Genomic DNA, 23,962 nt, shown 5'->3' with positions numbered 1-23,962 from the left:
CTGTCGTTCTGTCTTTCTGCAACGAAGGCGACGTGATATGCGCGCTGCTGCGACTCTTCGCCCGGCGTGTCGGCTACGGCGCTTCGCCGGTTATGCGCTCGTAGCAGTCCGGGCAGATCGTATGGCTGAACGTGACTTCGGCATGGGTTTCCAGGTATGTCGCAACGCTCATCCACTCACCGCGTTCATCGCGTATCTTATTGCCGCACCACGCACAGATCGGAATAATGCCGCTCAATGTTTTGATTGTTGCCAGCGCTTCTTTCAGGGCGGCGTGTTTGCGCTCCAGATCGCGATACAGTTTGCGGAGCGTCAGGTGCGTGCTGATGCGCGCCAGCACAACCTCCACGTGGATCGGCTTGGTGATGTAGTCGACCGCTCCTGCGCGCAACCCGGTCACCTCATCAATCGGATCGGTCAGCGCCGTCATCAGGATCACGGGAATATCGCGGGTGCGCGGATCCTCTTTGAGACGACGACAGGTTTCAAAACCATCGATCCCCGGCATCATGACATCAAGAATGATCAAATCGGGGAGCGCATACGCTGCGGTTTGCAGTGCAATATCACCGCGCTCGTTGATCAGCACTTTGTACCCGGCGTTGCGCAGACCTGTGAATAAGATCGCGAGATTGGCAGGAGTGTCGTCAACGACAAGGATCGTATCTGATGGTGTATTCATCGCCGGGCTCTCATCTGTTCCAGAAAGGTCTGCAACTGACCGATCTGAAACGTATCGAGGAAATACTGCACTTTTCCGATAAACGACACAACCTGCGGCATGTCCTGTTTCAGTCGATCGATTGCATCGTACAGCGCATCGACATCACCAATCTGCGCCAGGTCGCTCAGGACGGTGAGCGTCGTTTCCGGCGGCAGGGCATCGGAGTGATCAGATTGAACATCGGGTAACGGTTTATCGTAACGCCACTCAATCCAGGGGATATGGCGCTGAAGCGTCTCGACCAACAGTGAGCGGCTGATCGGTTTCGGAATGAATGCCTGCGCACCAGCGTTCAGGCTTTGAATGCGGTCGTCAGGGTACGCACTGGCAGAACTGACGATCACCACGAGATGATCGTGACCGGTCATCTGGCGGATCCTGCGGATCATATCCAATCCATTCAATGCTGGCATCACCAGGTCCAGAATGACCACGTCCGGTTTGAATGCTTCAATCTGCGCCAATCCTTCCAGACCATCGCACGCCTCTGCCACAATGAAACCCAGCGGTTGCAGCATGTCCCGCACAATAACGCGATTATCAGCGTGATCATCGACGACCAGGACTGTAGGGGATTGACCGTCCACGCCAATGACACGCCCCCTGGATTGCACAGCGGGGAAAGGTTCGCGATCCACCGCCGGGAGCGGAATATCAAACCAGAAAACGCTGCCGCGCCCCGGTTCACTCTGCACCTGGAGCGTTCCTCCCATAAGCGCAACCAGTTCACGCGAAATCGCCAGTCCCAACCCTGAGCCCTGCTCTCCGGTCTGCGCCCCCAGTTGCTCGAACGGTTTGAAGATGATCTCCAGATGTTCTGGCGCTATTCCGGTGCCGGTATCCGAAACCTGAAAACGAATTCGCGTTTGTGCATCGGGCGAACCCATAACACGCAGCGCAACCGACCCCTGTCGCGTAAATTTGACCGCATTGCTCAGCAGATTTACCAAAACCTGACGCAGACGTCGCTCATCCCCCAGAACCATACGCGGAACACTGGAAATCTCGCGTGTAAACATCAGATTTTTGATAGCTGCCCGCTCTTCTATCATGTCACATATTTCCGTTATCATAAGACATCATCAAGATTTAGTGATATACTATTTTTGTACAATCTGAAAATGGAGAAAAACGATGTGTAAGTATCGATCCATTATCGAAAATCCGGAGAAATTACGCTCTATGACCGGACTGACCGTTGAAGAGTTCCACGCGCTGGTTCCGATCTTCCACGCCGCATTTGAAGCGTATATGAAACGTCGCACGATTGATGGCCGCGTCCGATATTGTCGTCGCTACGTCTCGTATGCAAACTCGCCGCTTCCGACAACAGAAGATAAATTGCTCTTTATTTTGACCTACTTAAAACAAAACCCAACGCAAGTGATGCACGGACACCTCTTTCAAATGAGCCAATCAAACGTAAGCAAATGGGTGCATCTTTTGCACGGAGCGCTGAACTATGCGCTTTCACAGCAAAATCTCCTGCCTGCGCGCACTGCCGACGACCTGGCGAGGCGATTGCAGGAAGAACCGTCGTGTGAAGAACCGTCGTGTGAAGAACCGTCGTGTGAAGAACCGTCGTGTGAAGAACCGTCGTGTGAAGAACCGTCGTGTGAAGAACCGTCGTGTGAAGAACCGTCGCATGCGACAAAAGCGCCCCCCTTTTTATCCATGACGGCGTAGAACGTCCCATTCGCCGTCCAAGCGACAAAGTCGACCGGGAGTTGTATTACAGCGGTAAGAAGAAACGACATACGCTTAAGAACGTTCTCATCATTGATGAGTTTGGCTCTATTCACTTTTTGAGTGACACCTACGAAGGAAGGGTCCACGATAAATGTATTGCGGATGAAGCGGGATACACCCTTCCAAACGCGAGCATTCTCTATCAAGACGCCGGATTTCAAGGATTTACCCTGCCTGGCGTCCAGATTATGCAGCCAAAGAAGAAGCCGCGCAATGGAACCCTCACGCCGCAGGAAAAGGAGGAAAACCGGCGTATCTCATCCGTTCGCGTTCGTATTGAACATGTTATCGGCGATATCAAGCGGTATCGAATCATTCACGACATTATCCGCTTCAGTTGTTCCGAATTTCGGGATATGGTCATGGAAACATGTTGCGGGCTGCATAACTTCCGAATTTGGCTGAAACGCAAAAAGCAGTCCAAAAATCAAAACGAATCTTGATGAAGTCTATAGCATAGACATCAAAGATAGTCGCCTGAAACTGCATCTTTCCAGCCTCAACCTTCGCAAGATCGAGGAGATCGTTGATGAGACTGAGTAAATGCTCACCGCTCGCCTGAATAATATGCAAACCCTTCCTCTGATGATCATTGATCCTCTGGTCAACCTGTAAGATTTGAGCATATCCAAGAATGCTGTTGAGCGGTGTACGAAGCTCATGGCTTATGTTCGAGAGGAAAATGCTCTTGGCGCGATTTGCGCCTTCAGCGATGCGTCGTGCTTCTTCCGCTGCTTCTTTGGCGGAGCGCAACGACTCTTCGATAGCGCGCTGTTCGGTAATATCGAACATTAAGCCCAGGATAGCTGTTACCTGACCATCCACACGGACCGGCGCCATAATGTGACGGAAGAGCCGCACCTGCTGCCGGACAAATATCGTATGCTCGAACGAAACCGTCTTGCCCTCAAACGCCCATGCTTCGCAGGTTTTCCACTGCACGATCACGTGATCAACGCCTGAACCATCGTCCTGATCACGATCCTTAACGAGCGTGCGCATCACAGAGTTCTGCATGATGTAGCGCCCGGTGCGATCCTTCGCCCACAGCGCAACCGGTATATGCTCAATCAGCGTATGCATGCGCGCTTCGCTTTCGCGACGCGCATACTCGGATTCGTGATAATCGCGCCAGAGAAAAACCGATTGCAAGGCGCTGCTTACCTGCTGTGCGAGCATCAGATATGCCTTGCCGTCGCGTGTTCCAATCCGTGCCGCAATATACCCAAAGTAACGCGCGCCAAAAAAGAGTGGATTGACGATCAAAGCCCGGCTCTGCGGCTCTTCCAGCCAGGTATCGGGAAGTATCTGGCGACTTGGAAATCGTATGCCCTCCGGCGACAACGATAGCCGCTTTCCATCACGCATTGCCAGCACCACACGCGCCCATTCGGGAAATTCTGGTTCTCTGGCGATGTCGTAGAAGTCATCAAAAAGCACCAGGTTACAATCCGTGATGCCGAGTTCAGGCAGTCGATACACGAGAATCTCAAAAAGTTGCTCAATACTCCGCGTAAGCATCATTGCGTGACTGATTTCAAGCAACGTGTGGGTATTTTCGACAGTTCTGGCGCGTCGTTCAATTCGTGCACGTTCACTTTCCTGCATGAGCGCCAGATGAACACGCTGAAGAAACAGGCGATTCGTCTGCGACAATTGATCGGTATGTTTCAGCGCAGAAGTAACGAGAAAGAACAATTCTGAAAGAACATCGTACCAGCGGTCCAGTTCCAGAGGATCGCGCGTGCTTGCCAGTTCGGTCTCGAACAGGCGCCAGAATCGATCACGCTCACGATTATTCTGGATAGGATCGGTTGATCGCATTCCCCTGATCAGCGCATCAATCCAGGATACATGCGACACGCCACCCCGTGCCGATTCCCTGACGCGACCGATCTGTTCAACCAGGCGCGTCTCTTGATCAGACAGGGGTGACCCTTGAGCGACGCTATTGATGGCGGCGTCGGAGATGAGATGGGGTGCAACCGGATCGAGCGACCAGCATCCACAGGATCGCCGAACAATGAGACGAGCCGGAACGTCGATCCGATCAGGAACCGTTTTCCCCTCAATCAGATCCAGAAGCGCATGGACTGCTGCTACGCCCGCCTCATAGAACGGCTTCGCCATAACCGTGATCGGCACATTCGACGTCTGCGCATCCAGGTGATCATTGAATCCGGCTACTGCGACATCGTCCGGAATGCGAACGCCATACTCCTCCAGGGTTTGCAGCGCGCCAACCGCATAGTCGATCTCAGAGCCAATGACGGCATCAACGTCTGTGACAGGACGACGACCTCGTTCCCGGATCAGGGTGTGCACCGCTTCAACGCCGACTGCTTTGCCCCAATCGGACGCACGCACGACAAGCGCAGGATCGAAAGGAATGCCATACCGCCGTAGCGTGTCCTGATATGCCCGAAAACGCTCTTCGCTCTCCAGATGCCGGGCAGGACCGCGAATGATCGCAATGCGGCGACTCCGATGCACCTCGATCATATGCACAATCAGGTCGCACATCCCACGGTAGGTGTCCGTCAGAACAGCAGGGATGCCTTTGATGATCCCCTCATAGTTGATGATCGGCAGGTGTCGATATGGCGCGATAAACTCTTCCATCTCGGTCTCGTTGAGATTCACGCCAAACCCTGCCCGACTGCCGCCCCAGGTAATCAGCCCATCGATGCGTGGTCCTTTCGCCAGATCGAAAAACGCACGCGCCGGTAATACGTGCGCCAGCGGTGATCTGATCAAAGGTTGCACAGCGGTCGAAATAACCCCCCCAACGAAACAGACGAGGTCTACATCACGCTGCTGCGCGCCATCGACGGTTCCCAACCAGAACGGTTGGTGCACGATTGCTACCAGGACGCCGATTGCGCGTCGAGAGGAAGAAGAAGGATTGGGCATAAGCGACGTATGCTACAACGACGAACGTGAATCCAGGAACGCTTCGACCTGATCCGCCGGGAGCGCCCGTCCAAACAGCCATCCCTGGGCATACTCGCAGCGCAGGGCGGAAAGCATAGTTGCCTGTTCTTCGGTTTCGACCCCCTCGGCGACCACCGTCATTCCCAGCGAATGCGCCAGTGTAATGATCGCCTTGACGATCTCATAATGTTCACGCATCATACCGAGCCGGGCGATGAATACCCGGTCGATCTTCAACGTATCGACCGGGAATTGACTCAAATAGCCGAGTGATGAGTAGCCGGCGCCAAAATCATCGATGCACACACCGACCCCCAGCGAACGTAGTTCGTTCAATTGGGCGATGGCTATCTCCCGGTGCGTGACAAATGTGTTTTCGGTCAACTCGATCTTGATCGCATTCGGCGGTATCCCGGCATCGGCTATAGCATGTGCAATCTGTGCCACCAGGTCGGGTTGAGCCAGCTGGTGCGCCGAAAGGTTGACATTCACCCACATATCGAAGTGGCGCGGTCGGCGCCTGCGCCATTCGCGCACCTGATGACAGACGTCGCGCAGCACCCAGTGACCGATCGTATTGATCAACCCGATCTCTTCAGAAAGCGGGATAAATTGATCGGGAGAGATCAAGCCGTGCTGCGGATGCTGCCAGCGCGCCAGCGCTTCGAAGGCGACCACCCTCCGACCATTAAGGGCGACGATCGGTTGATAGTGGACACGCAACTCATTGCGCTCGATAGCGCTCCGTAGATCGTTCTCAAGTTGAAAATGACTGACCGCTTTTCGTCGCATATCGGGATCGAAAACAACGTGGCGCGCGCGTCGTTGCATTTTTGCCTGATACATCGCCGTATCAGCATCGCGCGCCAGCTCTTCCGGGCGCTCATACCCTTCATTGCCGAGCGCCAGACCAATGCTGGCGGTGGTGTAGACGGTATGACCACGAACGCTCAACGGCGCCTGCAACGCCTGATGAATGCGTTCCACGATCCACTCTGCTTCTTCCGGCGCATTCAACCGATCAAGCATCACGGCAAACTCATCGCCGCCCAGCCGGGCAACCGTATCACCGGGACGCAGGACGCTTTCAAGCCGCCGCGCGACGGCGATCAGCAACTCATCACCCGCAGCATGCCCCAGGCTGTCGTTGATGGTTTTGAAGCGATCAAGATCGAGGAACAGCACTGCGAACAGATGCTTTTCGCGCTGTGCTCGTTTGAGCGCCAGGCTCAGGCGATCCATAAAGAGGGTTCGATTCGGCAACCCCGTCAGCGCATCGTGAAGCGCGCCATACGCCAGTTGCTCCTCCGCCTGTTTGCGACCGGTTATATCGGTCTGCGAACCGACCATACGCGTTGCCCGACCATGCTCATCCCATACTGCCATGCCGCGACAGAGCATCCAGCGATAGTTGCCGTCACGATGCAGAATGCGGTATTCCAGTTCAAACGATGTAATCAGACGACGGGTGTGCGCCAGCAGACGCCATTCGACCCGCTCGCGATCATCGGGATGCAACCGACGGAACCACTCATCGGGTGATGTGCCGATGTCGGTATCATCATACCCCAGCATCGCTTTCCAGCGCGGTGCGAAATAGATCTTGCCGCTGACGAGGTCCCAGTCCCACAACCCATCATTTGCTCCCTGAGCTGCGAGCGCGTACCGTTCCTCACTGGCGCGCAACGCCTCTTCAGCGCGCTTTGCTTCGGTGACATCCCGCACAATGGCGACGCTCCCGCTCAAGCCATCCGTATCACGGAGCGGGCGCGCCGTGATGCTCAACCACTGCTCTGGATGGCAGTCGGTTGCGGGCAATCGCACCTCCGCCGCATCGACCGACTCGCCGTGCAAGGCGCGTGCAAACGGGAGATCATGCGGCGTCAACCAGGAACGTCCGTCTGGCGACTGTGCCACCGGTGCGCTGGACGATCCGGGAAGCAGACTCGCCAGACGATCACCGAGGATCTGAACTGCTGCCGGGTTATGGTGGATCAAATGCCCATCGGTATCGGTGACAACCACTGCATCACCCATACTGTCGAGAATTGCGCGCAGGAGATTCGTCTGCTGGCGGAGCGCTTCCTCAGAACGTTTCAGCGCCTCGGCGCGCTGCTCCGCCAGCATGGTGCGCTCAGCAACCCGTTGTTCGAGCGCGAGGTTGAGGTTGCGCAACTCCGCCTCGGCGCGCCGCCGTTCGCGCTGCTCTGCCTCGAGACGGTTGAGCAGCGCCTGTATGGTTTGATCAACGGTTGCCAGATTATCAGGATGATGTAATGCCTCTTGAATGTCTGGATTATCGGTGATTGCCGGATGATCTGCGGCAGCGCTCAGCAGATACAGTCGCATACGCAGATACGCCTGCTCGGCGTCACGCAGACGTTTCTGCTCCAGGCAGGCATTGACACGCGCGTGGAGGATCGTCTTATTGAACGGCTTGCCCAGATAATCGGCAGCGCCCAGTTCGATGCAGCGCGCAACCAGGTCGAGATCCTGGTCGCCGGAAATAACGATGACCGGAATATGACGGAGAGCAGCATCCGCTTTGAGTGCTGCGAGCACTTTGTCGCCGCTCATGCCGGGCATCAGAATGTCGAGCAGTATCAGATCGAACGTGTACTGTTGCACCGCTTCGAGCGCCTGAATGCCGTCAGAACGGGCGATCACGGTGTGTCCGGCAACCTCGAGTTGCCGCACCAGTGCGTTTCGCACGTGCTCGTGGTCATCGACAACCAGAATAGTTCCAGAGAATGACATATCACATATGTGGAATAGACGAGACACTGCAATGTTGTGTAACGGGCACACTATACCGCCGTTTCCGGGCTGGCGCAACCTTCACTTCATATACCGCTCCAGACCCAGGGCAGCAACCTGTTGCGCTCTTTCCAGTACAATTGAGAAGGCTCACCAATGTTCCGTCTTTCTATACAGGCGTCTCGCGTGCGCGCATTGCCTTGTCAGTGCGGTGCAGTGTAACAACGGACAACGATAAGGAGGCAGTCTGTGTTCGAGGGTTTCAAAACGTTCGTCATGCGCGGGAATGTGATCGACCTGGCAGTCGGCGTGGTTATCGGTACTGCGTTTAGCGCCGTCGTCAACTCGCTGGTCAACGATATTCTGATGGCAATTGTCGCCACCCTGATCGGTCAGCCGGATTTTTCCGACGTTCTGGTGTTCGGTGCAGTACGACTCGGCGCATTCATCACCACCATTGTCAATTTTCTGATCATCTCTGCTGCGCTCTACTTCCTCGTCGTTGTGCCAATCAACAAACTCTCGGAATTCACAAGGAGAAATGAACCGCCTCCTGCTCCGCCAGCACCGTCCGCAGAAGAGAAACTTCTGACCGAAATTCGTGACCTGCTGCGACAAAATATAACCTGACCTTAACGCGCACTTTATCCAGACTGGTTAAGGTGGGTCTGTAAAAGGTTGAATGTTGCAAAGTGAAGTTGACCGTCAACGATCACCTGCCAGGAGACTCTGTCGTGTCTGGCGCGCCAAGTATCATTGTTCCGACGAAAAATGAAGCAGCGTTGATCGGCGCTTTTCTTGCCGCGCTTCCCGGATCGGTCGAGTTGATCGTCGTTGATGCCAGTGACGACGATACTCCTGCCATCATCGAACGCCTGCGACCGCAGAACACCCGGATTATTCGCGCCTCTGCCGGCATCGCCGAGGCGCGTGAGATCGGCGCATCTGCGGCGCACGGCGACTGGTTGATCTTCAGTGATGCAGATGTTCGCTTCGCACCCGGTTATTTCGACCGCTTCACACGCTATACCGACGCGGATGCCATCTACGGACCCAAATATGCGACGGCGGCATTCAGTTGGTACAGCCACATCTTTACCGGCGGGCAACAACTGATGCACCGTCTTGGTTTTCCGGCAGCTTCGGGGTCGAACATGGCTGTTCGACGCGATGTGCTGATCTCGGTTGGCGGATTTCGCTGCGATCTCCCGGTCAACGAAGACAGTGAACTGTTTCTGCGCCTCGCTCATCGCGGGTATCACGTTGTGTTCGCCCCCGACCTGGCCGTCCATTCGCTCGACGACCGGCGGCTGCGCCGCGGCGCGGTGCGCAAACTGTTGCACAGCACCACACGCTGCGCGCTGATTGCACTTGGGATGCGCATGCCGCTGCCCCAACGCCTCCTGCGCCACGATTGGGGTTACTGGCGCGCGACGCGCCGATGAATACTCCGCCTGATCCAATACGCTGGCTATTCCTCCTCGCCGGTGTGCTCGTACTGGCGCTTCTGATCATCGTGATCGGACAGAGCGGTGCAGTCCGGCACGTCTTCAGCGCAGCATCACCGGACGAAGCGGCCGCAATCCTGCGTGAATTCGGGTGGTGGACGCCACTGGTCAGTGTGCTGCTCATGGTGCTGCAATCCGTGCTGGCGCCGCTCCCCGGCTCGCTGATCGCCGCTGCCAATGGCGCGATTTATGGCATCTGGAAGGGAACGCTGCTCTCCTGGATCGGCGGCATGGCGGGCGGTCTGGCGACGTATGCCCTGGGACGCTGGTTGGACACTGCGATAGCGCACCGCTGGAAAGCGACCCGCCTGCAGCAGCGCCTTGTGGAGGTCAGCTCATCCCGTGGGTTCTGGATCGTCCTGATCGCCAGAATGACGCCAATCATCTCACTCGATTTCATCGGCTACCTGGCAGGGATCGCGCGGATGCCGCTCCTCTCGTATACGCTCGCCAATGCGATCGGCATGATTCCGGGAATGCTGGCGTACACCGCAATCGGCAGTGAACTGATGCAGGGTCGTCTGCTATCGTGGTATACCGCGCTGGCGCTGCTCGCACTGATCGCGCTCTTTTTCATCGGTCGGCATGCGGTGCGGCGCTTACTGGAACGTTGAACCTTCGACGTTCTGCTCAGTTCTCCAATTCTTTGCCTCCTCTTAGCCTCCCGTTAACACCCCCATAGTCGAAACGCAATCCAGACACGGTATGCTGTCGGATGGTATGCACCCCTGACAGATCGGCGGTGCAGGACGTGCAGATGCGGGGAGTGCGGTGATGCGGATAGCACTGATCACGGAGACATTCCTTCCCAATGTCAACGGCATCGTCACAACGCTGTGCCGCTTGCTGGAATATGCCCAGAGCAAAGGTCACGAGACGCTGCTCTTCGCCCCGCAGGAATCGCCTGCGCAGTACGCCGGTGCACAGATCATCCCGCTGCGTGGCATTCCTTTTCCCCTCTATCCCGACATCCGCTTTACTCCGCCACAGCCGGGCATTGTCCCTGCGCTACGGCAGTTTCGTCCTGATCTGATCCATCTCGCCGGGTTGATGGTGCTCGGACCGGCTGCACGCTTCGCTGCACGACAATTGCGGATACCGGCAATTGCCACATATCACACCGATCTTCCAGCGTACAGTGTTCATTACGGGCTTGGAGCGCTCCGCGAGGCGGCATATTCGTACCTGCGCTGGATCCACAATGCCTGCACCCTGACCCTCTGTCCATCATCAACTATTCTGGCGGATCTCCGCAGGCGCGGCTTCCGTCGCCTCCGCCTCTGGGGTCGGGGCGTCGATACGGTTCGCTTCCATCCGGCGCATCGTCGTGAAGAGTGGCGCACGGCTATCGGGGCGCGCGCCGATGAGCGCGTGCTTCTCTATGTCGGTCGTCTGGCAGCTGAAAAACGGCTCGATCTGCTGGCGGATGCATTGCGCGGTATGGACGGGGTACGCCTGGTGCTGATCGGCGACGGTCCGGCGCGACCGTCGCTCGAGCGGCGGTTTGCCGGGATGCCGGTGATCTTCACCGGCTTTCTTAATGGTCACGACCTGGCGGTTGCGTATGCGAGTTCAGACATTTTTGTGTTCCCTTCCGACACCGAGACGTTCGGGCAGGTCGTCCAGGAGGCAATGGCGTCAGGCTTGCCAGTCGTCGCTGCCCATGCTGGCGGCGTGATCGATCTGGTGCGTCACGAGGAGACCGGGATATTCTTTGACCCTGGTTCAGCGTACAGCCTGCGAAGCGCCGTGAGCAGACTGGTGATGAACCCCACCCTGCGGATCGCCTGGGGTCAGGCAGGGCGCGTCGCCGCCGAACAACGATCCTGGCCACGGGTTCTCGATGAACTGATGGAGTATTATCGACGCGCACTGCGCTGGCGTCCGCGTCTGTTGTCGCTCAGGAGAGCCGTATCATGACCACGTGGAGCAGGGCCGATATCCACGTTCATACTCGCTACAGCGATGGTCATAGTTCTGTCGCGCAGGTTCTCGAATATGCCGACCATATCGGATTGCACGTCGTTGCAATTACCGATCACGACACCATCGACGGTGCGCTCGAAGCGCGTCGCATGGCACGCGGCTTTAACGTCGAGGTCATTGTCGGCGAAGAAGTGTCCACTGCTGATGGTCATCTGCTGGTGTTGTTTCTCGAACGCGCGCTTCCTCCGGGGCGACCCGCACCAGAGACCATCGCCGCTGCACACGAACAGGGTGCGCTCTGCATTGTCGCGCACCCGTTCGACTGGCTGGTCTCGTCGTTTGGCGATGCACTGATCCGTCATTGTGGGGGTGAGCATCCCGCCTGGCGCATCGATGGGGTAGAGGTCTTCAACGCCAGCCTGCCGTTCCCCGGAATGAACGCGCGCGCTTCGCTTGTGACCGCTGCACTTGGACTGCCCGCCTGCGGCGGCAGCGATGCTCACCACTTTTCGACCGTAGGGCTTGGTTATACCCTCTTCCCCGGCACAAGCGCCGATGACCTTCGCCAGGCGATCATCCGTGGCGAGGTGCGCGCCGGTGGACGCGCCTGGACTGCGGGACACTACGCCGCCGTCGCCGGGTTGCGCGCCCGTCGTAGTCTTGCACGCGCGGCACGGATCGTCACCCGTCCGATGCGCCCGCGCCGCGTCGCCTGAGATACATTCGCCTCTTGCCGTGGGGCTGAGGAATAGCCGATAGCCGATAGCCGATAGCCGATAGTCGATAGCCGATAGCCGATAGCCGAGAGGCGAGAGGCGATAGGCGATAGCCGATAGCTAATAGCCGATAGCCGAGAAGCGATAGTCGATAGCCGATAGTCGATAGCTGATAGCCGAGAGGCGAGAGGCGAGAGGCGAGAGGCGAGAGCTGATAAGAGAGCTTGCCGTGGGGCTGAAGCCCTCGGCTATGCGAGGCGAAGCCCGCCTGCGCGGGCTATACGGATTTATAGCAGTTCTCACAGAGGCTGAACCTCCTCGGACGACCGCAATGACCATCGCGCTCCCCACTCGGTGACCGAAATGATGGAGATTGAGAATTAAATCCGCTATGCGCCTCTTGCCGTGGGGCTGAAGCCCTCGGCTATGCGAGGCGAAGCCCGCCTGCGCGGGCTGTGGCGGATTATTTCTTCAAAGACCATAATTTCGGTCTACACTCCGCCAGAAGCGGGCGCCTTGCATGACACAGCTAAGAGCCTATCCGAAGAACCCGGCGGCGCGCACGGCGATCACGCCGCAGGCGAAAAGGTTCCAGTGGTTCGGATAGGCGCTGAGCACACCGGGTCGCATGACGGTTTCGCGTGGCGGAACGACGAACCTGGTGCGACAGGGTGGTTCCGCTCGCCGCCTGGCGACTGAAGTCGCGGCTGGCAGGCGGGAAGCCCGCCTGCGCGGGCTTGCGGGAGCGCATCCCGCTCGCTCGTAGCCAAGCCCGTCGGACTTCCACGTCTTAGAGCCTATCGGAAGAACCCGGCGGCGCGCACGGCGATCACGCCGCAGGCGAAAAGGTTCCAGTGGTTCGGATAGGCGCTGAGCACACCGGGTCGCATGACGGTTTCGCGTGTCGGAACGACGAACCTTGTGCGACAGGGTGGTTCCGCTCGCCGCCTGGCGACTGAAGTCGCGGCTGGCAGGCGGGAAGCCCGCCTGCGCGGGCTTGCGGGAGCGCATCCCGCTCGCCCGTAGCCAGGCCCGTCGGACTTCCACGTCTTAGAGCCTATCCGAAGAACCCGGCGGCGCGCACGGCGATCACGCCACAGGCGAAAAGGTTACCGTTGTTCGGATAGGCGCTGAGCACACCGGGTCGCATGACGGTTTCGCGTGGCGGAACGACGAATCTTGTGCGACAGGGTGGTTCCGCTCGCCGCCTGGCGACTGAAGTCGCGGCTGGCGGGCGGGAAGCCCGCCTGCGCGGGCTTGCGGGGGCGCATCCCGCTCGCCCGTAGCCAGGCCCGTCGGACTTCCACGTCTTAGAGCCTATCCGAAGAACCCGGCGGCGCGCACGGCGATCACGCCGCAGGCGAAAAGGTTACCGTGGTTCGGATAGGCGCTGAGCACACCGGGTTGCATGACGGTTTCGCGTGGCGGAACGACGAACCTTGTGCGACAGGGTGGTTCCGCTCGCCGCCTGGCGACTGAAGTCGCGGCTGGCAGGCGGGAAGCCCGCCTGCGCGGGCTTGAGGGGGCGCATCCCATCCCGCTCGCCCGTAGACAAGCCCGTCGGACTTCCACGTCTTAGAGCCTATCCGAAGAACCCGGCGGCGCGCACGGCGATCACGCCGCAGGCGAAAAGGTTACCGTTGTTCGGATAGGCTCTGAGCACACCGGGTCGCATGACGGTTTCGCGTGTCGGAACGACGAACCTTGTGCGACAGGGTGGTTCCGCTCGCCGCCTGGCGACTAGTGAGGGAAGAGAAGAGAGAAGGAAGAGTCGCAAGTCTCTTTCTCTCACTTCTCATTCCTCGCCTCTCTTCTTGCGACGATCCGACACGCGCGGACGACCGCCGCCAAACCGATGGGCGTTCACGTGGACGGGCAGGAACGGTTCCAGCACGGCCCACAGTTCGTCCGAGGTGCGAAAGCCGGTCGTGGTCGTGTTGTTTGGTGTGCGCACACGGGTGCGCTTCGGTGTTGATTCAGTACTCATACCATAAGTATACCAGTTTTTCGGATAGGCCCCGAGACTCATAAGGCGTTCGACCCTGCCCACAATTTCTATGGTATGATACATTTGGATGGACTGAGACACATACCTGCGCACGTGGCTGCCCTGTCACTCTGGGATCACGCGCTATGACACCAGTCCACATACCCGTGCGCTTGTGGCTATTCCGCTCACAGATCATCACACCGCCAGATCGCTGCTGGCAACACTGCTCCGTCAGGAAACCGGCGCGGATTACGATGCCCTGATCGCCGATCTGTTCAGCACAGACCCCGCCGCAATCCGTGTGGTCGTCTCCGGTTGGAACACGCTCGACGGGATGCTGGTGCATCAGCCTGAGATGCGGTGCGCCGCTTCGACGCGCGCACTGGTTGTTGCAGCGCATGAACGGGCGCTCTGCGATCTCCTCCTTGCCGCACCACGTGGTGAAGTCATCCTTTTCCTGATGGTCGGTGAGTGGACACTGCCAACGCTCGCCGAACTGTTCGATGGGCGCACATTGGCGCCACGCGAGACGCTGATGTATCCGGATATTCACCTCTTTGTGGGAGTTCGGCGCGGCAGCGGCACGCCTCCCGACATTGACGACGACACCCTGTTCCGTGGTCCACCCCTGGCGCGCGCCGCCCTGCCGCCCGCTCCTGTCGGGCGAACGCTCAGCAGCGCAAAGGATCTGATCGTCGCACGTTTGCGTGACCTTGGCAACGCGGCAGGGCGGCGCGCGCGCGGGCAGTTTCTTGCCGAAGGATCCCTCCTCGCCTCCCGCGCCCTCGACGATCTTCCGGTCGAAGATATGTTCTACACCGGCGAGTTGCTGCGCGACCCAGCAGGCGCTCCGCTCCTCCAGCGCGCAGGAGACCTGGGTGTGCCCGCGTACCGCATTTCCGATGGATTGATGGGATTGATCACACCCACCCGCCCTCTTCCCGCCATCGTTACCGCCATCTGGGGGCGGGTGCGCGATGTCGCAGCATACCGACCCGGCAAACAGGCCGTCATCCTGGTCGCCGAGCAGATCAGCAACCCCGAAAATCTGGGCATGACGCTGCGCACTGCCGATGCAGCCGGCGCCGAAGCGGTGGTGGTTGCCGGTGGCGCCGATCCATTGCACCGTGAATGTGTGCGCGCCGCGCGTGGCGCCGTGGGGCGCATTCCCATCTATTCCTGCGCCGATCTTCCCGCCTGGATCGGGCAATTGCGCACACAGGGCATCCCTGTTGTCGGCGCAACCGGCAACGTCGAGCGTGAACTGTACGATGTCGATCTGCCGATCCCGCTGGCAATCGTCGTCGGCAATGAAACCGATGGTCTGACCGACGCAACGCTCGCTGCCTGTTCGTCGCTCGTGCGCATCCCGATGGCGCCAGGGCAGGACTCGTTGAATGTCGGAGTGGCTGCCGGGGTGTTGCTGTACGATGTCGTGCGACGGAGTGGACGGTGGAGGCGCACAGATTGACGGCGGGTTGTCGCTCTGATAGTACGTTGTATCTTCAGCCAACCACTTCGCTCGCTGCGCTCGCTGCGCAGCGGGTGAAACGTGAGCCGTTTACCGGACAAGATTGCCGGGCAAGAGGGGAATAGAGAATGGATCACGAAGAAGTAGGCCGTTTTTGGAATGCCAATGCCGATGCCTGGACGAAACTCGCCAGAGCCGGCTACGACATCTATCGGGACTACCTCAACACTCCGGCTTTCTTTGCCATACTGCCGGACGTGAATGGGCTTGCAGGGCTGGACATCGGGTGCGGCGAAGGTCATAATACCAGGCTGCTTGCCAAACGTGGCGCCCGAATGACGGCTATCGACATCGCGCAGGTTTTCATTGACTACGCAAAGCAAGCGGAAGAAGACGAACCGTTGGGCATCGATTATCGCGTCGCCAGTGCAGTGAACCTGCCGTTTGCTGAGGCTGCCTTTGATTTTGCCACGGGGTTCATGAGTTTTATGGACATCCCGGAAACCAGGCGTGTGCTCGCTGAAGCCTATCGTGTGCTGCGACCCGGTGGTTTCCTGCAGTTCTCTATCTCCCATCCGTGCTTCGATACCCCACACCGCCGGAATCTCCGGGACGAGCACGACCGCACATACGCGATAGAGGTCGGTAACTACTTTCGCCCTCTTAACGGGGAGATTTCCGAGTGGATCTTCGGGGCGGCGCCGCCGCAGGCGACACAGGGGCTGCCACAGTTCAAGATTCCGCGGTTCACACGGACGGTAAGCCAATGGCTGAATCTGCTGATCGATGTCGGCTTTGTGATCGAGCGTGTAGAGGAGCCGTGTCCAGACGACTCCTTAGTCCTTACCTGCCCCAATATACAAGACGCCCAAATCGTGGCTTATTTCCTTCATATCCGTGTGCGGAAACCGGAGCAATCCACGAAGTCCCCGGACAGTGCGGCGAACCGGGCGCCGGAGCCATCCGCGTAATGAGTTGACCGCCGGAATTGCGCGCCGCATACGGTCATGCGGGCGGGACGCCCGCGCACCCGGCGCGCCGCATACCGCCGCCTGCGGGAGGGCGTCATCCGTTGAACCTATCGGGCGAGAAGCCCCACGCTCAATGCGGAGCAAGAAATCGACGGGCGTCTCATGTTATTTCTTTCCCGGTTCCCGGTTCTCCCCCGTCAAAAACCTGACAATCGCCTCATTCACGTCGGCAGGACGTTCCTCGTAGGGCAAATGCCCGGTACGTTCATAGACGATCAAACGGGCATCGGGGAGAATGCGTTCCAGGCGTTGCCCCTCGTCCACAGGAAAGACCGTATCACCATCGCCCCACAGCAACAGTGTCGGCGGACGGATCGACGACAGATTGGCGGGAACGGGCAGCGAACCATCCTTCGGCGAACGCGCCTGCCAGACCTGTGCTGCTGCAGTTCCCCGCACATACAGGGGCGCGGCGTACCCTGCGATCACCTCGTCGGTCAGCCAATCGTCGCGCTTTGAGAGCGACCGCAGCCCGACCCCGACCAGCGACGGCGCCAGGATGTAGTACGACAGCGCCAGTCCGATCAACGGCAACTGCGCAAATGTCGCAATCGGCGGACGCCCCACCGTAAACGCTTCCGGGCAGATCGCAACAATGGTGCGCACCCGTTCTGGCGCCAGGAGCGCAACCTGGAATGCCACCCGTCCCCCGAACGAATGCCCGACGACATCGAAGGTGGTGATACCCAGGATATCGAGCGCCTGGAGAATCAGAAGCGCCTGATCGTGCGTCGAGTAGACCGGGGCTGCCGGGCGTGATGAAGCGCCGTAGCCAATCATATCGATGGTCACGACCCGTCGTCCGGCGGCGATGAGCGCCGACCGCTGCGCGCGCCATGCAAAAGCCCACGCAGCAAAACCGTGGATGAGGAGCACAACCGGGGCATCGCGCGGTCCTTCGTCGGTGTAGTGCAGATCATACTCGCCGACGCGAACGAAATGCTGAACGCCTGGCAGATCGGCGGGCGCCAGACGCTCGCGGAGCGGCGTCAGTGCGACAGGAGCGAGCAACGCTGCCATGCCAAAAGCAGTGAACGCTGGTAGTGGATTCATCGGCTATGCAGCAAAAACCGGCTTCGAGAACGGCTCGAACCAGCGCAACAGTTCGACCGGGAGACGACCGGCAATCAGCGTCCCTTCCGCTTCGTACCGCTCCTCATCGATCACGCCGCGCATGTGCCAGAGTGATACCAGATCATTGCGCCGGTATGGAATGAACGCCGTCAGCGGCATCATTCGTTCACTCAGCGTCTGCTCGATCCGGCTGAGTAATGTGTCAAGCCCCCAACCTTTACGCGCTGATACCGCCACGTAGTCATCCGGCATGCCGAGTGCTTCGGCGACTCTTTCCGTCTCAACCTCATTCATGCCCGCCATGAGGTCAACTTTGTTGAGGACGGTGATGATCGGGCGATCCTCAACGTGGAGATCGCGCAGCGTATCGAGCACCGTCTGCGTCTGCTGCGCCGCGTTCGGATGGGTGATGTCGAGCACGTGCAGCAACACGTCCGCCTCACGGATCTCTTCGAGGGTCGCGCGGAATGCGGCAACCAGTTGCGTCGGGAGTTTCTGAATGAAGCCAACGGTATCGGTCAGCAACGCCTGCTGCCCGCCAGGGAGCGTCACCTGCCGGGTTGTCGGGTCGAGTGTGGCGAATAACCGGTCCTCAGCGCGCACATTGGCGCCCGACAGAGCATTGAGCAATGTCGATTTCCCGGCGTTGGTGTACCCGACGATAGCGATCACCGGGATGCCGCTCTGACGACGACGTTCACGATACACTTCACGGTGCCGGTGAACTTCCTCGATCTGCTGTTCGAGCCACTGGATGCGGCGCGCGATCAGGCGCCGGTCGACTTCGAGTTGCGTCTCGCCCGGACCACGCAGACCAACCACGCCACCAGCGGAACTGCCGCCACCGCCAGCCTGACGCTCCAGGTGCGTCCACTGGCGTCTCAGGCGCGGCAACAGGTAGCGGTACTGCGCCAGTTCGACCTGCACGCGCCCTTCGTGGGTCTGCGCGTGGCGCGCGAAAATATCGAGGATCAGTCCGGTCCGATCCAGCACCCGCGTCTGCAATGCGTCTTCGACATTGCGCGCCTGCCCCGGCGTCAACTCATCGTCGAACACGACCAGATCGTACTGCAACGTATCGCGCAGCGCTGCAATTTCCTCGATCTTGCCAGGACCGATGAAATAACGCGGGAAGGGATGCTTGAGCCGCTGATACGTGCTGCCAACCACGTCAAGACCGGCGGTATCAGCCAGCAGAGCGAGTTCCTGAAGCGAGTCTTCAGCCTTCCATGCGCTTCGGCCGCCGGTCAATTCCACACCGACGAGAAAAGCGCGTTCACGGGGCGGGCGAGTTTCGTGAAGACGGCGCCCGCCGTTGGGAGTCGTCTGATCGTCTCTGATCGCCATGCTCCTTATGAATATATGTTACCAGCAAGGTTATTCTAGCATGCGCCGTCTCATAGAGCAAGTGGGACAGGACGTGCGGGTGCAGTCATGCATTGACAAGAAGTTGAGCGCTCCGTATGCACATCCCCCAGCGTGCGGGCGCGGCAGCGCCCTTTGTGCTATCAGCCTGCCGGTTCAGCGTCGGGCGGGGCGGTGGGGCTGGTTCTGCAGCCTGCGCATCCACCAGGGCGCGCCACGCCCGCGCGGACGTTCACGCCCGCGCTGAGCGCACGACGCCCCGCTGACGCGGGGCTGGCGCGGAGCATCCGCACACACCAGCGCGGGCGCGGCAGCGCCCGTCGTGCTTTCAGCCCAACGCTTATGGAGATTGAGAATATAAACCGGTATTCGCCGTTGCCGTCGGGATCATGGAGATTGAGCATTTAATCCGATATGCGCCTCTTGCCGTCGGGCTCAAGCCCTCGGCTATCCAGGGCGAAGCCCGCCTGTGCGGGCTAGAGCGGATTATTTCTTCAAAGACCATCAGCCCTCGGCAATGCGCTGCGAAGCCCGCCTGCGCGGGCTCTACCGGACTGAATGCTTGCAATGCATGAGCGTCGGGCAGAGCGGCGGACGGCTGCCTGAGCGCATCTGCACACACCAGCGCGGGCGCGGCAGCGCCCTTCGTGCTTTCAGCCCGACGTTTGAGCGTCGGGCGGGGCGGCGGACGGCTGCCTGACAACTCATGCTCGCACCCAGGACGTGCAGGATGCAGGCATAAGCGGTTGCACACTGGCCGGGAACCGGGAACTGGGAACCGGGAACTGGGAACCGAGAACTGAGCACCGGGAATCGTGCACGCTCCCCAGATGGTCGCCGGATGACGACGCCGCGTGTCGTGTGCCGCGCCCGTTCCCCGGCCGGTCGCAGGCATACGTCTCGCTCAGCGTCGGCGGGGCGACCGCCGCAGGCGTTGGGGAGGGCGGGGCGGTGGGAGTCGGCGTCGGCGTGCACGCGGCAGTGGGGTAGGGTTAGGTTGGACGTCGGCGCGCAGGTGGAAGTCAGGTCAGGGCGGCGCTTGCGGTGATCCGAATAGGGGTCTACTCGTTCTTCCTCGCTTCTTCCAATGACGCCGGGTCGCGTAGCCACGCGAGAAACATACCCGGCGTGAGAATCCGAATGTGCTGATATCCTGACAATTCAAGCAAGTGGCGATCGCCAGACACGATGATCGGCGCACCAGCGACCAGGGCGCATTCGATGAAGATATCATCGGGATCGCTGTCCACGACGTGGAGCGTGCCAGTAATTGCCACCGCTTGCCCGAAGCGGCAGAACTCATGCACGGCTGCGCGCACCTGGTCAACCGAAAAACCGAACTTGACCGAGAGCTGCTCCAAAAACTTGGTGATCATTTCCCGGCAATAGACCAGTTCGACCAGCCCTGCCCGCGCCGCCAGCCAGCATTTGTAGGCGGCGCCGCGCCACAGCACGGCGGTCAATCGAATGTTGGCATCGAAGACGACTTTCTCAGCCACGGACGTCGTCGTGCTTCAGGTCGTCGACGAGGCGCATACGCTCGTCTTCAGAGAGCGTCTCCCAGTCCAGTCCACGTTGAGCGGCTAACTGACGGATGCGTTGATTGCCATACTCGACCAGGCGGTCGAGTTCGTCGAGATCGGGGAGCAGCGTCCGCAGCAGCGCTCGTTTCCCGGCAGGCGTTAATTGACGCGCCAGCGCGATCACCTGGCTTTCGTCGAGGGGCAGGAAAATTGCCGTATCCATACGTGCCTCGTGGTGCGCAGATGCACAGGTTGGCTTGCGTTTGTGTGCGTGTATTGTACGTCATGATCGCTGTTCCGGACAAACCGCGCGTCGTCCGAGTCGCCTCAGGCGCCATCGAGTTGATAGTTCCGAATCTGCTGCCGATTGTGGTGGGTGCTGGCGCTGATCCGAACACTCCCCCCCAGTAGCCCTTCACCAGCCGTTCCACCGTGAAGCTCAGGAGCGGCGCCACAGAGAGGGGCGCTCTATGCGGTTGTTATGGTGCTGGATGAAGTCCGTTCCCTTCACACTATGATATCGTGGTTCAGTATCGTGGTTAACGCCCTTTATAGCTTCGCAGTGCGTGTTGCGCCCGCTTCAAGTGCTGCTGAAACAGGCGGTAGTCCTTGCCCCACTCCGGATCGATCATTTCCTCATGGTAGAGACTATGCAGGTACTTCTCCCACTTCTGGGCCAAGCGGATCACTTCCTCTCCGAACCGGTCCAAGGGCGCGAATACATCGCGCATCGCCACCCATCGCCCAGGCACGTGCAGGGTGATATAAACGCGATTGTGCGCGGGATCGCCTCGCAGATCGAATTGCCATGGGTCGCTCCCCCAATCGCTTGTAGCTGTTGCAGACCGACCAGTTACCAGATCAGCGACTCCATGAAGCAGGCCGTCCAATATCCATAACAGGTAACCTGATGGAAGGAGTTCGGTTGCATCCTCCTCGCCCAGGTAAACGTGGAGATAGGCTAGCGTCGTCGGATAGTTCTGACTGTAGTGAGAGCGCTCCTGTTCCGTCAACGGCGGCTCCGGTGTGAAATCCAGCCGGATGTCCTGAAAGGGCCCGGTGAATGTCCTGAGTGGTCTACTTGGGATACGCACTGACCACCTCCCCTGCCTGATTGACCACAACGGTTATCCACCCCCAGGTCTCATAGCGCCATCGATAGACCCAGTTGCCACGTGTCTCGTCCAATACTCGTTCCCCATTCTGGACTGTTTGGGCTATCAAGTCAACCACGTCGCCAACCTTTATTTTCTTCGAGAAGCAAGTAGGATATCCTCCAGGAATATCTCCGGTCAGGCGGCGGCCGAGGATGTGCCTCAAACCTTTGTTGCGGTTTCCCGCCAGGAGCATAATCTGATTCCCGACACGGTCAGTTATTCCTCGCATAACAGCATCACTGCCAGCCGAGCTCAAAATATCGAAGATTTGATCGCCGTTCCGCGTCCCCAGACCCATGAGCGTCTCGAGAGCGACAGGGTCTGCATGGCGTAGATAGCGAAGCTGACCGGCAGCATGGATGTTATCAGCCAGATTGGCTGCCGGGGCCGCATTGACTGCCGTGTGAATACCCCGCGCCGCATCTAACGCCTTATTCCCACGAGCAACCGCCCGTACCAGCATCCCGCCGCCGGTCAGCCCCGGCAGGAGCAGGCCGCCCACATCCGCCGCCAGCGCCAGCCCATTGTCCCACGTCAGCCCGTTCTGGCGAATGTCCCAGATATCGTAGGCGATGCATGCGATATCAACCGCGCGCTCGATCCAGCGCCCCGTCGGGTCGGTGCAGCGCAGGGGGGCGTTCTGCGCATATGCGTATCGGTTGAGCTCCTGCGGCGTGGTTGGCGCGCCGCCGCCCTGCGCCCACGCTGGCTACGCGACCGCGTCGTGCGGCGCAGCGGTCAGCGCCCCTGCGCCGGGAATGATGCGCTCCGGCGCACTACAGTGTGTTCGGCGTTTGGTCCGGTCAGGCGCTCGTACCCTGGTCCAATTGGGCGCGATAGGCTGCCAGCGCCAGTCCAAACTCCCACTTGAGCATTTCCGGGCCAATGACTGTGCCCGTATCTCTCTTTATCAGTCGGAGCGCGACTGGCCCATCCCGGAGGTTGACGGCTGCCATCTATGAGCGCGAACAACCATCCGATCACATCTTCCTGCGCTTCTCGAAAGGCGGCTTCCAGCGCAGTCAGTTGTTGCTCAGTAAACGGCAGTCCCGCGAGAGCCAGGATATGCTTGCCACTGTCGGACTCGAGCCGATCCCGGGCGTCATACTGCAGAACATCAACCTGGCGTTGGGTGTTCCCGTGGATAGCTTCACGGACTTCTCGCATAAGCGCCTGGCATACTTCCTGGGTGGAAAGTTTTGCCTGACTCATTGTTCAAGATATCCCATATCTCCAGTGCGCTCCCCCAACCGGCGCGGATTCCGTTCTGGCGCGGGATCGACGCAACGCACACCCGTCGCTTCCAGGCGACCGTTCCATTGCGCCCTCATCGCTGAGTATGCTATGCAGGCGGTGTGTCGGACGCCGTCAGACGCGCGAACACCGTCGCTGGCGTCAGCCGCCGAAGATCGGAGCGATCAAAATCGGCGTCGAAACTGACCAGTTCGCCACTGATCAGACGGGTCGCAACGTATTGATAGGCATCGTCAAAATCAAGATGGTGGCTGGTCATTGCGTCGACAATGCGGCCAAACGACTCTGGCGGCACAGTCACCAGGTGGACATCGCCGGTGATGAACAGGTCGTCGATGAACTGTATCAGGGCGTCAGGTCGCCGGTACCGACCCAGAATGACGCTGATAGAGTGGAGCGAGAAATGGGATAGCGCCAGATGACGAGACGGCAGCGCAGCGAGCAAACGCTGTACCTCAGCGGATCGATCCTGATCCAGGAGGCGCTCAAGCCAGATGTTCGTATCAATCAGATACATGGTCATTGGCGTGGTGCATAGCGCCTGCGATCATCCACGCCGTTGCCTGGTGTTGCAATTCCAGCGCCGTCGTCTGGTCGCGCAGATCACGCAAAGCGCCAGCCCAGTCCTGCCGCAGAGGTTGGCTGGAAGGGAGGGCATACTCGCGCAGCAGGGCGGCGATATAGAGACGCACCCGCTGTTGCAGCTCAGGCGGAAGCGTCTGCACCAGATCCGTCAGGGGTGGTTCCGTCAGCGCCACTATCGACCTCCTTTGTCCGGGTCTT

Annotated in this window: 25 protein-coding genes; 11 read left to right on the top strand and 14 right to left on the bottom strand. The window is 59.3% G+C overall.

The annotated features are described in order from the left end of the window. Positions 1-73: 73 nt before the first annotated feature. Together ROSERS_RS12120 and ROSERS_RS26465 are read right to left on the bottom strand one after the other, a co-directional pair. On the bottom strand, positions 74-682 hold the full coding sequence (locus tag ROSERS_RS12120) for a response regulator (RefSeq protein WP_011957071.1): 609 nt from the start codon (positions 680-682) through the stop codon (positions 74-76). Then, positions 679-1,776: an ATP-binding protein gene (locus ROSERS_RS26465; RefSeq protein WP_049767512.1), complete on the bottom strand. Its 1,098-nt coding sequence runs from the start codon at positions 1,774-1,776 to the stop codon at positions 679-681. Before ROSERS_RS26465 ends, ROSERS_RS12120 begins: the two co-directional genes overlap by 4 nt. Positions 1,777-1,858: 82 nt before the next feature. Between ROSERS_RS26465 and ROSERS_RS25025 the strand changes: the two genes are divergently transcribed. Then, positions 1,859-2,916, top strand: a protein-coding gene (locus tag ROSERS_RS25025; protein WP_085979421.1) for an IS5-like element ISRfsp3 family transposase whose coding sequence is annotated in 2 segments (ribosomal slippage) — positions 1,859-2,390 and positions 2,390-2,916 — 1,059 coding nt in all. Because the reading frame shifts where the segments join, the coding sequence is not laid out codon by codon here. Here ROSERS_RS25025 and ROSERS_RS12100 read toward each other — a convergent pair. Beyond that, entirely contained in the window at positions 2,834-5,386 is a 2,553-nt protein-coding gene (locus ROSERS_RS12100; RefSeq protein ID WP_011957069.1) for a substrate-binding domain-containing protein, read from the bottom strand. The two genes, ROSERS_RS25025 and ROSERS_RS12100, sit on opposite strands and share 83 nt — an antisense overlap. A gap of 12 nt (positions 5,387-5,398) precedes the next feature. Beyond that, complete coding sequence (locus tag ROSERS_RS12095) at positions 5,399-8,164, bottom strand: two-component system response regulator (RefSeq protein ID WP_011957068.1); 2,766 nt, start codon at positions 8,162-8,164, stop codon at positions 5,399-5,401. Between the two features lie 249 nt (positions 8,165-8,413). On the opposite strand from ROSERS_RS12095, the gene mscL reads away from it, so the two are divergent. The 8 genes from mscL to ROSERS_RS26035 all read left to right on the top strand — a co-directional run bounded on the left by mscL (position 8,414) and on the right by ROSERS_RS26035 (position 13,600). After that, positions 8,414-8,794 carry a large conductance mechanosensitive channel protein MscL gene (mscL, locus tag ROSERS_RS12090; RefSeq protein WP_011957067.1) on the top strand — a complete coding sequence of 127 codons (381 nt, stop codon included), beginning with the start codon at positions 8,414-8,416 and terminating at the stop codon, positions 8,792-8,794. A gap of 104 nt (positions 8,795-8,898) precedes the next feature. Continuing rightward, entirely contained in the window at positions 8,899-9,609 is a 711-nt protein-coding gene (locus ROSERS_RS12085; RefSeq protein WP_011957066.1) for a glycosyltransferase, read from the top strand. Then, positions 9,606-10,286 carry a TVP38/TMEM64 family protein gene (locus tag ROSERS_RS12080; protein WP_011957065.1) on the top strand — a complete coding sequence of 227 codons (681 nt, stop codon included), beginning with the start codon at positions 9,606-9,608 and terminating at the stop codon, positions 10,284-10,286. The genes ROSERS_RS12085 and ROSERS_RS12080 overlap by 4 nt, the downstream gene beginning before the upstream one ends. A 160-nt stretch (positions 10,287-10,446) precedes the next feature. Next, complete coding sequence (locus ROSERS_RS12075; protein WP_011957064.1) at positions 10,447-11,592, top strand: glycosyltransferase family 4 protein; 1,146 nt, start codon at positions 10,447-10,449, stop codon at positions 11,590-11,592. Continuing rightward, the gene (locus ROSERS_RS12070; protein ID WP_011957063.1) at positions 11,589-12,314 is read left to right on the top strand and encodes a CehA/McbA family metallohydrolase; all 726 of its coding nucleotides are present in this window, start codon (positions 11,589-11,591) and stop codon (positions 12,312-12,314) included. Before ROSERS_RS12075 ends, ROSERS_RS12070 begins: the two co-directional genes overlap by 4 nt. Positions 12,315-12,942: 628 nt before the next feature. After that, complete coding sequence (locus ROSERS_RS26045) at positions 12,943-13,080, top strand: hypothetical protein (RefSeq protein WP_157041067.1); 138 nt, start codon at positions 12,943-12,945, stop codon at positions 13,078-13,080. Positions 13,081-13,202: 122 nt separating this feature from the next. Next, positions 13,203-13,340 (top strand): hypothetical protein, encoded by a 138-nt coding sequence (locus ROSERS_RS26040; RefSeq protein WP_157041066.1) that lies wholly within the window; start codon positions 13,203-13,205, stop codon positions 13,338-13,340. Positions 13,341-13,462: 122 nt separating this feature from the next. Continuing rightward, positions 13,463-13,600 carry a hypothetical protein gene (locus ROSERS_RS26035; protein ID WP_157041065.1) on the top strand — a complete coding sequence of 46 codons (138 nt, stop codon included), beginning with the start codon at positions 13,463-13,465 and terminating at the stop codon, positions 13,598-13,600. A 509-nt stretch (positions 13,601-14,109) separates the two neighbouring features. On the opposite strand, the gene ROSERS_RS12065 is transcribed toward ROSERS_RS26035, so the two are convergent. After that, positions 14,110-14,301: a hypothetical protein gene (locus ROSERS_RS12065; protein ID WP_157041064.1), complete on the bottom strand. Its 192-nt coding sequence runs from the start codon at positions 14,299-14,301 to the stop codon at positions 14,110-14,112. 175 nt (positions 14,302-14,476) lie between these two features. On the opposite strand from ROSERS_RS12065, the gene ROSERS_RS12060 reads away from it, so the two are divergent. Then, a complete protein-coding gene (locus ROSERS_RS12060; protein WP_011957062.1) occupies positions 14,477-15,775 on the top strand; it encodes a TrmH family RNA methyltransferase in 1,299 nt (432 codons plus the stop codon). Positions 15,776-15,903: 128 nt separating this feature from the next. After that, positions 15,904-16,746 (top strand): class I SAM-dependent methyltransferase, encoded by an 843-nt coding sequence (locus tag ROSERS_RS12055; protein ID WP_011957061.1) that lies wholly within the window; start codon positions 15,904-15,906, stop codon positions 16,744-16,746. A 165-nt stretch (positions 16,747-16,911) separates the two neighbouring features. On the opposite strand, the gene ROSERS_RS12050 is transcribed toward ROSERS_RS12055, so the two are convergent. The 9 genes from ROSERS_RS12050 to ROSERS_RS12015 form a co-directional block, all read right to left on the bottom strand. Next, positions 16,912-17,859, bottom strand: coding sequence for an alpha/beta hydrolase (locus ROSERS_RS12050; RefSeq protein WP_011957060.1), 948 nt, complete (start codon positions 17,857-17,859; stop codon positions 16,912-16,914). A 3-nt stretch (positions 17,860-17,862) separates the two neighbouring features. Then, complete coding sequence (gene hflX, locus ROSERS_RS12045) at positions 17,863-19,227, bottom strand: GTPase HflX (protein ID WP_011957059.1); 1,365 nt, start codon at positions 19,225-19,227, stop codon at positions 17,863-17,865. Positions 19,228-20,306: 1,079 nt separating this feature from the next. Beyond that, positions 20,307-20,744, bottom strand: coding sequence for a PIN domain-containing protein (locus ROSERS_RS12040; RefSeq protein WP_011957057.1), 438 nt, complete (start codon positions 20,742-20,744; stop codon positions 20,307-20,309). Then, positions 20,737-20,991: a hypothetical protein gene (locus ROSERS_RS12035; RefSeq protein WP_011957056.1), complete on the bottom strand. Its 255-nt coding sequence runs from the start codon at positions 20,989-20,991 to the stop codon at positions 20,737-20,739. The genes ROSERS_RS12040 and ROSERS_RS12035 overlap by 8 nt, the downstream gene beginning before the upstream one ends. Before the next feature lie 316 nt (positions 20,992-21,307). Next, positions 21,308-21,781, bottom strand: coding sequence for a hypothetical protein (locus tag ROSERS_RS12030; RefSeq protein ID WP_157041062.1), 474 nt, complete (start codon positions 21,779-21,781; stop codon positions 21,308-21,310). A gap of 64 nt (positions 21,782-21,845) precedes the next feature. Next, positions 21,846-22,427, bottom strand: a complete 582-nt coding sequence (locus ROSERS_RS26460) for a hypothetical protein (RefSeq protein WP_011957055.1) — start codon at positions 22,425-22,427, stop codon at positions 21,846-21,848. Between the two features lie 236 nt (positions 22,428-22,663). Further along, entirely contained in the window at positions 22,664-23,137 is a 474-nt protein-coding gene (locus ROSERS_RS26030; protein WP_011957054.1) for a hypothetical protein, read from the bottom strand. A gap of 130 nt (positions 23,138-23,267) precedes the next feature. Next, positions 23,268-23,702: a type II toxin-antitoxin system VapC family toxin gene (locus tag ROSERS_RS12020; protein WP_011957053.1), complete on the bottom strand. Its 435-nt coding sequence runs from the start codon at positions 23,700-23,702 to the stop codon at positions 23,268-23,270. Continuing rightward, on the bottom strand, positions 23,683-23,937 hold the full coding sequence (locus ROSERS_RS12015; protein ID WP_041333562.1) for a DUF2281 domain-containing protein: 255 nt from the start codon (positions 23,935-23,937) through the stop codon (positions 23,683-23,685). The genes ROSERS_RS12020 and ROSERS_RS12015 overlap by 20 nt, the downstream gene beginning before the upstream one ends. Positions 23,938-23,962: the final 25 nt, after the last annotated feature.

It is taken from the genome of Roseiflexus sp. RS-1 (assembly GCF_000016665.1).
Taxonomy (GTDB): domain Bacteria; phylum Chloroflexota; class Chloroflexia; order Chloroflexales; family Roseiflexaceae; genus Roseiflexus.
This window is presented reverse-complemented; position numbering and strand designations above follow the sequence as displayed.